Annotated in this window: 10 protein-coding genes; 4 read left to right on the forward strand and 6 right to left on the reverse strand. The window is 76.2% G+C overall.

Annotated elements, in window-relative coordinates:
* Positions 1-133: 133 nt before the first annotated feature.
* Complete coding sequence (locus ACI79B_RS17605) at positions 134-643, reverse strand: phosphohydrolase (RefSeq protein ID WP_456929123.1); 510 nt, start codon at positions 641-643, stop codon at positions 134-136.
* Between the two features lie 196 nt (positions 644-839).
* Complete coding sequence (locus ACI79B_RS17610) at positions 840-1,346, reverse strand: single-stranded DNA-binding protein (RefSeq protein ID WP_456929122.1); 507 nt, start codon at positions 1,344-1,346, stop codon at positions 840-842.
* A 150-nt stretch (positions 1,347-1,496) separates the two neighbouring features.
* Here ACI79B_RS17610 and recD2 point away from each other — a divergent pair, with 150 nt between their 5' ends.
* From recD2 to ACI79B_RS17630, 4 genes are all read left to right on the forward strand, one after another.
* Positions 1,497-3,737 (forward strand): SF1B family DNA helicase RecD2, encoded by a 2,241-nt coding sequence (gene recD2, locus ACI79B_RS17615; RefSeq protein ID WP_456929121.1) that lies wholly within the window; start codon positions 1,497-1,499, stop codon positions 3,735-3,737.
* Between the two features lie 102 nt (positions 3,738-3,839).
* Positions 3,840-5,315 (forward strand): hypothetical protein, encoded by a 1,476-nt coding sequence (locus ACI79B_RS17620; RefSeq protein ID WP_456929120.1) that lies wholly within the window; start codon positions 3,840-3,842, stop codon positions 5,313-5,315.
* A 66-nt stretch (positions 5,316-5,381) separates the two neighbouring features.
* Entirely contained in the window at positions 5,382-6,431 is a 1,050-nt protein-coding gene (locus tag ACI79B_RS17625; RefSeq protein WP_456929119.1) for a PD-(D/E)XK nuclease family protein, read from the forward strand.
* Positions 6,432-6,504: 73 nt separating this feature from the next.
* Positions 6,505-6,771, forward strand: a complete 267-nt coding sequence (locus ACI79B_RS17630; RefSeq protein WP_456929118.1) for a hypothetical protein — start codon at positions 6,505-6,507, stop codon at positions 6,769-6,771.
* 3 nt (positions 6,772-6,774) lie between these two features.
* Here the strand turns inward: ACI79B_RS17630 and ACI79B_RS17635 are convergent, their stop codons facing one another.
* The 4 genes from ACI79B_RS17635 to ACI79B_RS17650 form a co-directional block, all read right to left on the reverse strand.
* Positions 6,775-8,055 (reverse strand): class I SAM-dependent methyltransferase, encoded by a 1,281-nt coding sequence (locus ACI79B_RS17635; RefSeq protein ID WP_456929117.1) that lies wholly within the window; start codon positions 8,053-8,055, stop codon positions 6,775-6,777.
* 120 nt (positions 8,056-8,175) lie between these two features.
* Positions 8,176-9,741: an adenylate/guanylate cyclase domain-containing protein gene (locus ACI79B_RS17640; protein ID WP_456929116.1), complete on the reverse strand. Its 1,566-nt coding sequence runs from the start codon at positions 9,739-9,741 to the stop codon at positions 8,176-8,178.
* Positions 9,742-9,939: 198 nt separating this feature from the next.
* Positions 9,940-10,431, reverse strand: coding sequence for a DUF5313 family protein (locus ACI79B_RS17645; protein WP_456929115.1), 492 nt, complete (start codon positions 10,429-10,431; stop codon positions 9,940-9,942).
* 78 nt (positions 10,432-10,509) lie between these two features.
* Positions 10,510-11,022: a MarR family winged helix-turn-helix transcriptional regulator gene (locus ACI79B_RS17650; RefSeq protein WP_456929114.1), complete on the reverse strand. Its 513-nt coding sequence runs from the start codon at positions 11,020-11,022 to the stop codon at positions 10,510-10,512.
* Between the last annotated feature and the right edge of the window lie 622 nt (positions 11,023-11,644).

The following is an 11,644-nucleotide window of genomic DNA, read 5'->3' on the forward strand; positions in this document are numbered from 1 at the left end:
ACCCCACAGGCCCCCCCCCCCATGCGGGGGGGGGGCCCATTCTGCACTCCCCCACACGCATCGGGTGCGGGCGGTGCCGCAGCGGTGACACCGCCGGCACTTCCGTCCTGACGAAACCGCCCTGGTGTCCCCTTCAGACGAGGACGCGCCGGCCGTGGACGGGGTCCGCGGCCTCGGCCGCGAGCAGGATCCGCCGGGCGGGGCGGTACCGGCCCTCGCGCAGGCTGCGCGCCCGGGCCGGGTCGGTGGCCGCCTGCTGAGCGGCGGCCGCGAGCAGGTGCTGGTTCTCGGCCAGTTTGACCAGGCGGCCGAGCGGGTGTGCCGCGCACCGCCGGATGAGGCCGGCGATGTACGGCTCACCCGGACGCGGCGTCACGGCGTCGATCGCCTCGACGACGACCGCCGGAACACCCAGGGCGAGCAGCCGGGGGAGGTCGTAGCGGCGGGCAGGATCGGGATGGTCGCCGGTCGTCCGGGCGACGTCCTGCAGCACGCCGGCCATCTCCGCCTCCGGCCCGTGCGGCCGCAGTGACTCGGCGATCGGTCGCAACCGCGCCAGGTAGAGGTCCCGGCCGTGCTCGTCGGTCTGCCCCTCGTGGGCGGCCAGGGCGAGGAGGTGGGCGTCGGGAACGGTGAACGCCACGGGTCCGAGGCTAGGCGGTGCCCGGCACGCCGGGTCCCCGCGCGGGCCGTGTCGGGCCGCGCTCCGACGGGATCACAGTCGCCCGCACCGGGTGGAGCCCGCCCGGGCCCGCGCTCGAGGCAGCGGACCCGGGCGAGCCGGGCACCGGGACGGTGCCGGCCCCGCGGTCACCGACCGCGAGGCCCGCCGGTCCCGGTCAGAACGGCGGCTCCTCCTCGGCGAAGCCGCCGACCGGCGCCGCGGCCCAGGGATCGGGCGAGCTGCCCCGGCCGGCACCGTTGCGGCCGTCGTGGGGCGTCTGTCCGCCACCGGAGCCCCCACCGGGACCGTCCCCGGAGCGGGCGACCTTGGCGACGGTCGCCGTCGCATACCGCAGGGACGGGCCGATCTCGTCGACCTCGAGCTCGATCACGGTGCGCTTTTCGCCCTCCTTGGTCTCGAAGGAACGCTGCTTGAGACGCCCCTGCGCCATGACCCGCGAGCCGCGGGTCAGCGACCCCGCCACGTTCTCGGCCATCTGGCGCCAGCAGCTGCAGCGCAGGAAGAGCGCGTCGCCGTCCTTCCACTCCTGGGTCTGGCGGTCCAGGGTGCGTGGGGTCGAGGCGATGGTGAAGTCGGCAACCGCCGCTCCCGAGGGCGTGAAACGCAGCTCGGGGTCGCTGGTCAGGTTGCCGATGACGGTGATGACAGTGTCGCCGGCCATGATCCGGTCCTCCGTGTTGTCAGTGCATCGCTCAGGTGAGCGTCCGGAGGTTACGAGCACCGTCCGACAGTTCCGTGCGCTCCGCGGATTTCGTCATCGGGCGGTGTGACGATCGAGGGGAAGGACGGCGGAGCAGCGAGGGGACGGCAGGTGGCAGAGGCGCGGACGGGGGCGGTCCTGGAGGCGACGCTGGAGCGGATCACGTTCGCGAACGCCCAGACCGGCTACACCGTGGCCCGGGTGGACACCGGGCGCGGCGGGGACCTGGTCACGGTGGTGGGCTCGCTCCTCGGCGCCCAGCCGGGCGAGACGCTGCAGCTGCGCGGCCGGTGGGGCGCGCACCCTCAGTACGGCCGCCAGTTCCAGGTCGACGACTACACGACCGTGCTGCCGGCCACGGTGCAGGGCATCCGGCGCTACCTCGGTTCCGGGCTGGTCAAGGGGATCGGCCCGCGGCTGGCCGCGCAGATCGTCGACCACTTCGGGGCCGACGCGCTGCGGGTGATCGAGGAGCAGCCGGCCCGGCTGGCCGAGGTGCCCAAGCTCGGCCCCAAGCGCACCCGGCTGATCACCGAGGCCTGGGAGGAGCAGCGGGCCATCAAGGAGGTGATGGTCTTCCTGCAGGGCGTCGGGGTCTCCACCTCGCTCGCCGTGCGCATCTACAAGCAGTACGGCGGCGCCGCGATCGGCGTCGTCCGCACCGAGCCCTACCGCCTGGCCGCCGAGGTCTGGGGCATCGGCTTCAAGACCGCCGACACGATCGCCGCCGCGGTCGGCATCCCGCACGACAGCACCCAGCGGGTGGAGGCCGGCCTGCAGTTCGTGCTCTCCGAGGCCACCGGGCAGGGGCACTGCTTCCTCCCCGAGCCGGAGCTCACGGCCCGCGCGATCGAGATGCTGCAGGTCCCCGCCGACCTGGTGCGCCACTGCCTGGCCCTGCTGGTCGCCGACCAGGGGCTGATCCGCGACGAGCTGCCCGGCGCGCACGGCGCCCCGCCCACCGTGGCCCACTACCTCGTCCCCTTCCACCGCGCCGAGGTCTCCCTCGCCGCCGGGCTGCGGAGGCTGGCCACCGCCGCCGAGGACCGCATGCCCGCCTTCGCCACCGTCGACTGGGACGCCGCGCTCGCCTGGCTGCACCGGCGCACCGGCGTCGAGCTCGCGCCCGGCCAGCGGGACGCCGTCCGCCTGGCGCTGACCGAGCGGGTCGCCGTCCTCACCGGCGGGCCCGGCTGCGGCAAGAGCTTCACGGTGCGCTCGATCGTCACCCTCGCGAAGGCCAAGGGCGCGCGGATCGTGCTCGCGGCGCCGACCGGCCGGGCGGCCAAGCGGCTCACCGAGCTGACCGGGGTCGAGGCGGTCACCGTGCACCGGCTGCTGGAGCTGCGCCCCGGCGGCGACGCCGCCTACGACCGGGACCGGCCGCTGGACGCCGACCTGGTCGTCGTCGACGAGTCCTCGATGCTGGACCTGCTGTTGGCCAACAAGCTGGTGCGGGCGGTCCCGCCGGGGGCGCACCTGCTCCTGGTCGGCGACGTCGACCAGCTGCCGTCGGTCGGCGCCGGCGAGGTGCTGCGGGACCTGCTCGCCGAGGGCACCCCGGTGCCGCACGTGCGCCTCACGCAGGTCTTCCGCCAGGCCAGCCGGTCGGGGGTGGTGACCAACGCCCACCGGATCAACGCCGGCACCCCGCCGCAGGTGCAGGGCCTCGACGACTTCTTCCTGTTCGCCACCGACGACGCCGAGGAGGCCGCCCGGCTCACCGTGGACGTCGTCACCCGGCGCATCCCGGCCCGGTTCGGCCTGGACCCGCGCCGCGACGTCCAGGTGCTCACCCCGGTGCACCGCGGGCCGGCCGGCGCCGCCGGGCTCAACGAGCTGCTGCAGGAGGCGCTCACCCCGGCCCGGCCCGAGCGCGCGGAGAAGCGGTTCGGCGGGCGGGTGTTCCGCGTCGGGGACAAGGTCACCCAGATCCGCAACGACTACGACAAGGGCCGCAACGGCGTCTTCAACGGCACCCAGGGCGTCGTCACCGCGATCGACCCGGTGGACCAGAAGGTCACCGTGGTCACCGACGAGGACGAGGCGATCGACTACGACTTCGCCGAGCTCGACGAGCTGGTGCACGCCTACGCGGTCACCGTGCACCGCTCCCAGGGCAGCGAGTACCCGTGCGTCGTCGTCCCGCTGACCACCAGCGCTTGGATGATGCTGCAGCGCAACCTGCTCTACACCGCGGTCACGCGGGCCAAGCAGCTCGTCGTGCTGGTCGGCTCGCCCCGGGCGCTGGCCCAGGCCGTGCGCGCCGCGGGGTCCGGGCGCCGGCACACCGCGCTGGCCCACCGGCTGCGCGGGCGGGTGTCCTCCGACGACGGGCCGGAGCAGGGCTGACGCGATCAGCGGCACGGGGTGTCAAGCCGACACGCCGTTTTGTCGGTACCCCTTCCTAGATTCGGGGTCGACATCTTCCCCGTGTCATCCAAGGAGTCCGACATGGCCGTCCCTGGCCTCAAGACCCGCAAGCCCACCGGCCGCGTGCCGTGGCCGTGCATCCTCCTCGAGGGCGAGGAGAAGGCAGGCAAGAGCTGGGCGCTGGCCCAGTTCAGCAGCAGCGACCGGATCGGCGCGCTGTACTGGATCGACCTCAACGAGGGCGCCGGTGACGAGTACGGCGCGATCCCCGGCGCGAGGTACCAGCTCATCGAGCACGACGGCTCGTACGCCGCGGTGCTGGCCGCCGTCCAGGCGGTCAAGACCGAGGCCCGCCGCGCCTCCGACGCCGGCGAGCCGCCGGTCGTGCTCGGCATCGACACCGGCTCGGCGATCTGGGACGGCCTGAAGGACTGGGCCAGCGAGCGCGCCGCGAAGTCCGCCCGCAACCGCGAGCTGCTCAAGCGCGACCCCAACGCCGAGGTCACCATCAGCCAGAACCTGTGGAACGACGCCGGCGCCCGCTGGCGCAAGCTGCAGACCGAGCTGCTCACCTTCCCCGGGATCGTCGTCGTGACCGCCCGCGGCAAGGAGGTCACCGAGGTCGACTCGAACGGCCGCCCGATCGAGGGCCAGAAGACCTGGTCGGTGCAGACCCACCGGGAGTTCCCGTACGCGGCGTCCGTGTGGATGCGGCTGCGCCGCGGCCGCCGGCCGCTGATCGTCGGCGCGCGCAGCGTGCACGTGGGCATCAAGCCCAACGACGACCCGGCGCGTGAGGTCACCGACCCGAAGGCGACCGGCCGGCTGCTGGAGTGGCTGGTGTTCGACGCGCTCAAGTGCGACCCGGGCACCGCGCACGTGCGCGACCTCGTCTCCTTCCACGGCGGCGGACTGCTCGAGCACGAGCGCACCGAGGAGGCGCAGCCGGCCCGCCCGGCCGCCCGGGCCGGCGGCCGCGGCGAGCCGGACGCCGCCGACCTGGTCGCGCGGATCGACGACGCCCGCGACGACGACGAGCTGCGCGAGGTCTGGACCGTGGCCAACCGCAGCGGCCTGCTGCAGGCCGACGTCCCCACCCCCGGCGGCTCGTACACGGTCGCGGAGCTGATCCGCGCCCGGCACGAACAGCTGGTCGAGTCGTCGATGACGACCCACCCCGCCGGGCGGCGCCGGGTCGCGGCCGGCGACCCGTCGGTCCCGCAGACGCCCGCCTCGGTGCTGCAGGCCGCCCAGGCCGCGGCGGCGGCCGCCCAGGCCGCCGTCTCGGCTCCCCGGCCCGACGCCGAGGACGCCGCGCCGGCGAACCCGCTGCTGGAGTCCTCGCCCACCCCCGACGACCCGCGGGAGCGGCGCAACACCGCGGCCCGCCGGGGCGTGCTCGCCAGCCTGGAGAGCCTGGGCGTGACCGACGAGCAGATCGGCGCCCGGTTCGGCCGGTCCGTCGAGCACGTGGCGACCAAGCGGCTCACCGCGCTGGTGCGCGCGGTGATCGCCGAGCGCCGGGACGGCGACGACGGTCGTGCGGACGTCGCCTGAGCCGCGCGGCGGGGCGGGGCCGGACCTCCCGGCCCCGCCCCGCCGCCCCCGACCGGGAGCGGGACGGTGACCGCCGTCCTGCCCGCGCGGCCCAGCGCCGCCGAGCGGCGGGCCGCGCCCAGCCTGGCCGCGGCGGTCCGGGACCTCGACAGCCGCCGGGCCCGCTCCCGGCAGCGGATGATCGGCGCGTCCGAGGTCGGCGAGTGCCGGCGCCGGGCGGCCTACCGGATCACCCGGCGCCGGCCGACCAACGCCCGCGCCGGGCTGCAGGCCTTCATCGGCACCGAGCTGCACCGCGGGGTGCTGCGCGCGCTGCGCCGCCAGTACGGCGGGCTGACCGAGGTGGGCCTGCGCGGCGAGCAGGTCAAGGGCCGCTGCGACTGGTGGCACGAGCCGGTGGTGGAGGACCTCAAGACGACGTCGCGGTTCGGCTTCGAGCGGGTCCTCACCCGCGGCGTGCCGGTCCGGCACTGGTTCCAGGTGGCCCTGTACGCGTGGCTGTTGCGCACCGGGCAGACCGCCGACCGCCGGCTGCCGGCGGGGGACGGGCAGGACGTCGACGGGCTGCGCCTGCGATACCTGTCCCGCGACTCCGGCGAGGACGTCGTCTTCGAGGCCGACCACGACCCGGCACTGACCGCCGAGGCGCTCATGTGGCTGACCGACGTCTACGCCACCGTGGAGGAGGACGGCGTCGACGCCGTCCCGCGCGACGGGTTCGGTCCCGGCGTGGACGGCATGTGCGACTGGTGCCCGTTCCTCGACCTGTGCTGGGGCCCGCCGGTGGACCCCGAGACGGAGGGCGAGGTGTCCCGCCAGTCCCGGCTGACGGTCACCGACGCCGACTACGTCGAGGCCGTCCACGACTACGACGCCTGGCGGGCGGCGGAGAACGAGGCCCGGCGCCACAAGGAGTTCGCCCGCGAGCGGCTGCGGGGCCGGTCCGGGCCGGCCGGCGACCTGCACTGCGAGTGGTCCGGCGGCGGGATGCGCACGCAGGTCGACAAGGACGCCGCGGTGGAGCGGCTGGCCGAGCTCGGCGAGGTGGTGCCCACCCGGCGGACCCGCAGCGCGTCGACGATCCGGGTCACGCGGAACGGGATCCGGCCCGACTGAGGACCCGGTGGCGCGACGTCACCCCCAGGGTGCACCATCGAACACACGTTCGAACACCATCCCGGAGGCACTGATGACCACCGTCCCGACGTCCCACCTGTCCGCCGGGGAGCCGGTCCTGACCGGCGACGTCATCGGCACCGACTTCGGCCTCCCGCTGGTCCGGCCGGTCAAGACCGCCCGCGGGGGCCGGGTGCGGGTGGTGCGCTCGCGGTGCCGGGCGCACGGCGGCGTCGTCGTCTGGTTCACCGACGGCACCAAGACCCCGCCGCTGCACGGGCGCACCAGCTGGATCCTCGCCGAGCCGGGGCCGGGTGCGCCCGCGCGGGACGTCGCCTGAGGCTCACACCCAGGCGGTGCGCCGCAGCGGGGGCGGCGCACCGCCGGGGCGCTGCACGAGCACCTGGTCGACGCCCATGGTGCCCGCCTCGAACGCCAGCGCGCACGCCGCCATGTACAGCCGCCACACCCGGGCGCGCCCCTCGCCGGCGGCCGCGACCGCCTCGTCCCAGTGCTTCTCCAGCCGGGCCACCCAGGCGCGCAGCGTGAGGGCGTAGTGCCGGCGCAGCGCCTCGACGTCGAGCACCTCCAACCCGGCGTCCTCGAGCGCGCCGACGGTCTCCGCCAGGCCCAGCAGCTCCCCGTCGGGGAAGACGTAGCGGGCGATGAACGAGTCCGGGTCCGGCCGCCACCGCCCGTCGCGCCAGGCGATGGCGTGGTTGAGCAGCCGGCCGCCGGGGCGCAGCAGGTCGCGCAGGTGCGCGGCGTACGAGGGCAGCTGCTGCCGGCCGACGTGCTCGGCCATCCCGATCGAGGCGATCGCGTCGAAGGGGCCGTCGGCGACCTCGCGGTAGTCCTGCACCCGGACGTCGACCCGGTCGGTCAGGCCCGCCTCCGCGACCCGCTCGCGCGCCAGCACGGCCTGCTCGGCGGAGAGCGTGACCCCGACGACGTCGGCGCCGTACCGCCGCGCGGCGTGCAGCGCCAGCCCGCCCCACCCGCAGCCCACGTCGAGCAGGCGCATGCCGGGCCGGAGCCCGAGCTTGCGGCAGACCAGGTCGAGCTTGGCCTCCTGGGCGGCGTCGAGGCCGGTGCACTCGTCGGTCCAGACCGCGCACGAGTAGACCAGCGTGGGCCCGAGGACCAGGGCGTAGAAGTCGTTGCCGACGTCGTAGTGGTGGGCGATCGCGGCGGCGTCCCGGCTGCGGGAGTGCCGGGGCCCGGCCCGGCCGACGCGGGCCTCCTCCGCCGGCGGGGGCGGCGGCGGGCCGACGGCACCGAGCCGGGCGGCGGTGCGCAGCAGCGCCCAGCGCGCGGACGGGCGCAGCGGCGGGGCCGGTTCCCCCTGTCCCCACGTCGCGAGCACGCGCAGCGCGGTGAGGGTGGCGAACACGTCACCGGGGACGTCGACGTCGCCGGCGACGAAGGCGCGGGCCAGGCCGAGCTGGGGCGGGGACCACAGGACCCGGCGGAACGCCCGCCGCGAGCGGAGGACGACCACCGGCGCGCCGGGCGGGCCGGTCTCGCTGCCGTCCCAGGCCCGCAGCCGGACGGGGAGCCCGCCGTGGCCGAGGACCGTCGTCAGCGCGCGCGCCGCCCGGGGCGCGACCTCCCTGGTGCCCATGTCGGCTCCTCTCGCCGCGGCCACACCTCCTGCGCCTCCCCTCGCGCAGGAGGCACCGTGCCAGGGACCGTCCGGTCCCGCACCGGGTTCGACCACGCGGGGCGGGCCCGTCCGGGCCGGTCAGCGCGGGGTCCGGGCCGAGGGGGCGCCGCGCCTGCCCCCGGACCGCGGTGCCGGGACCGGCGAGGTCCGCAGGGGGAGCTGCACGAGGTAGGCGTCGACCGCCGCGTCCCTGCCCTTGAGCCGCAGGCCGGTCACCGGCACGAGGTCGACCGCGGCCGGCAGCTGGTCCCGCGTCCCGGTGCCGATGAGCACGCCGCCGACCGGGGCGTGCTGCTGCAGCCGGGCCGCGACGTTCACGGTGTCCCCGACGGCGGGGTAGACCAGGTAGCCGCTGCCGCCCATCTCGCTGAACACGACCGGGCCGCTGTCGACGCCGATCCGCAGCCCCGGCCAGTCGGGGTGCGCGGCGCGGATCCGCGCCACCTCGGCCTGCAGCGCCGCGGCCGCCTCCACCGCGCGCAGCGCGTGGTCGGGCTGGTCCCCGGCGCGGTTGAACGTCGCGAACACGCCGTCGCCGGCGAACTTCTCCACCTCGCCGCCGAACCGCCGGGAGATCAGCGGCGCGGCCCGCTCGTAGTAGGCCCGCAGCATGGCCGCGACGTCCACGGCGTCGTGCCGGGCGGTGAAGGCGGTGAAGCCCGCCAGGTCACCGACCAGCACCGACACCTCGCCGCGGTGCTCGCGCGTCGTCGGCAGGTAGAGGGTGCGGAAGCGCTCGTCGCGCCACTCCCGCCGGGCGGCGGTGAACACGAGGAGGTAGGCGATGACGATCAGCGCGTGCCACACCCACCAGGCGGGGTGCCACTTGCGCTCGCCGGCCAGCGCCACGCCGACCAGGGCCTCCGCGAGCAGGCCGTAGCAGGCCACGACGCTGAACAGGAGCAGCCCGAAGTGGCTCCGGTTGACCCACCAGAGGCGGACCGCGGCCAGCAGGTAGAGCAGCGCGCCGATCGCCGCGGCCACCGTGAGCGCGAGGTGCTCCCCGCCCTCGGCGGTCACCTGCTGCAGCGGCGGCCACTCGGCCACCGACCACAGCCCCCAGACGACGATCGCGCTGAACACGGCGCTCCGCAGCGCCTGCCGGTGGCGCGCCACCCACGCCTCGGTCGGCGGCCGGGCGTCCACCAGGGCCGACGCCGCGGCGAAGGGGGCGGCGACGAGCAGCCCGATCGTGATGGCGACGGTGAAGCCGGGCAGCGCGTCGTGGGTGAGCACGTGCTGGGTGCCGACGGCGTGCAGCGCCATGAAGCCGCTGGTCGCGAGGAACGCCAGGGACAGGAGCAGGACGCGCGCGTCCCCGCGTCGGCGGGCCGCCTCCCCGGCGACCAGCGACAGGCTGGCCGCCACGCCCCCGACGGTCAGGAAGACGGAGAAGTGCAGCGCCGCCCCGCTCCAGTACAGCCCCTCGAAGTCGCTGCGCAGCAGGAACACCAGCCCGGCCAGGGGGAGGGTCAGCGCGACCAGCACCATCGCCGCGACCGTCGGCCGGCGGCCGTGGACGGCGATCAGGTGGGTGAGGGTGCCCGGCGTGGTCCGGCCCGCGCCCGCGAGCGCCGGGGCGACGTCCTCCCGGCGGTGGCGGAGCGGCGACCCGGTCGCGGGGTCGCGGTGCCGGCCGGTCACCGCGCGTCCCCGGGACGGGCGCGCGGCCGCCCGCGCCGCGGGGGCTCCTCGCGGAGCCGGCGGCGTGCGCTCCCGGCCGTCGTGGCCGGTGCCGAGGCCACGGAGGGCAGTCTGCTCCCGGGACGGGGCGGGCACCAGCACCGCGCGGCACCCGCCCGCGGCCGATCCTGCTGGTCAGCGCACCCGGCGGCCCGGCGCCTAGCGGCTGGTGCGGTCGCGGTAGCGGGCGGCGCGCCTGGCCGCAGCGGCCCGGCGGCGCTGCCGGTCGCGCTCCTCGCGCACCTCCCACCGGGCCTCGCGGTGCGCGGCGGCGGTGCCGACCGGGTAGCCCGCCTTGACCACGCGGTTCTCGGTCGCCTCCACCATGTAGGCCAGCGAGTAGACCAGCCCGAGGGCGATGCCGCCGCCGGCCACGGCGATGCGCAGCCCCCAGCCGGCCGGCAGGACCAGCATGACCACCGCGATCGGGACCGCCATCTGCACGAGGCTGCGCACGACGTGCCGCGCCCACCAGGTGCTGGTCGTCGTGTCGAACAGGACCCAGCCGCGGTTGCGCCGGGGGAGTCCGCCGCCGAGGGCGTACCAGAGCCACCGGTGCGGGGTGGGGCGGACGACGGGGTCGGCAGGGGCGCCGGACCCCGGGCTGCGCTCGGTCATGTCGGTGGTGTGCTCCTGCTCGGTGACGGCCACGTCCCCATCGTCCCCCCGAACGCATGGTGCACCAAGCATTGGGGTGCCATGTGTCGGACCAGACAGTGGGAGAACGGGTCAGGCGGTGTCGCGTGCGGCCAGCGCCTCCTGCGAGGCGGCGATGACCCGGGTGAGGGCCCCGTGGAGGCTCATCAGCTCCTCGACGGGCATCCCGAGCCGCTCGACGATGCCGGCCGGGATGGCCTCGGCCTCCGCGCGCAGCGCCAGTCCCTCCTCGGTCAGCGCGAGCGCCAGGTTGCGCTGGTCCGCGGGGTCGCGCTCGCGGCGCAGCAGGCCCGCGGCCTCGAGCCGCTTGAGCAGCGGGGAGAGGGTGCCGGGGTCGAGCTGCAGCAGCCCCGACAGCCGCTTCACCGACAGCGACCCGTGCTGCCACAGCGCGAGCATCACCAGGTACTGCGGGTGGGTCAGGCCGAGTGGCTCCAGGACGGGGCGGTAGACGGCGACGACGTTGCGCGCGGCCACCGAGAGCGCGAAGCACACCTGACGGTCGAGGGCGAGCACGTCCTCCGAGGCGAGGGCGAGCAGCTCCTCGGACCCCAGGGGAGCCTGCGGCGTCTGGCTCGTGGTCACCCCGCCAGGGTAGGCCGTTGGGGCACCAACGGTTCGGCGACCGACGGTTGTCCGCCGGCCCGGGGAGCGCGCCGACCGGCCCGGGGAGATGGGTGGGGCGTCCCCGCGTCACGTCGTCGGTCCGCGCAGCGGGTGGTCACCAGGGCGGCGCCGACGAACGGTGCCTCCCAGCGCCTGCGGAACTCGGTGACGTGCTGCTCGGTGGGGAAGCACACGGCCACGGCGTGCTCGGCGCCGTCACGGCCGAGGGCCTCCGCCGCCCCCGCGTCGCACGCCGGCTCGACGAGGCCGGCGCCCGGCCAGAGCTGCTGCACGTCGGCGAGCACCTGCTGGAGCGCGGGGTTGCCGGGTGCCCCCACGGCGACGTAGGCGGCCCAGTAGCGGCCGCCGTGCACCGGGGTCGACTCGATGGGCCGGCCGGGCAGCCCCTCGGTCCCGTTGCCGGTGCCCGCGCCGCCGGCTCCGGCGTCGGTCGCTTCCTGGGCCCCGGTGCTGTCGTCACCGGTGCCCTCGTCACCGGTGCCCTCGTCACCCGTGCCCGCGTCACCCGTGCTGCCGCCGTCCGTGCCGCCGCCGTCCGTGCCGCCGGCGTCCGTGCCGCCGGCGGTGCCGCCCTCGGCCG

It is taken from the genome of Geodermatophilus sp. SYSU D00879 (assembly GCF_054050375.1).

What these genes read in the sequence shown, in the direction of transcription:
- ACI79B_RS17630 (WP_456929118.1), top strand. Translation starts at nt 6,505, where the DNA reads ATGACCACCGTCCCGACGTCCCACCTGTCCGCCGGGGAGCCGGTCCTG.
- ACI79B_RS17610 (WP_456929122.1), bottom strand. Translation starts at nt 1,346, where the DNA reads ATGGCCGGCGACACTGTCATCACCGTCATCGGCAACCTGACCAGCGAC.
- ACI79B_RS17635 (WP_456929117.1), bottom strand. Translation starts at nt 8,055, where the DNA reads ATGGGCACCAGGGAGGTCGCGCCCCGGGCGGCGCGCGCGCTGACGACG.
- ACI79B_RS17620 (WP_456929120.1), top strand. Translation starts at nt 3,840, where the DNA reads ATGGCCGTCCCTGGCCTCAAGACCCGCAAGCCCACCGGCCGCGTGCCG.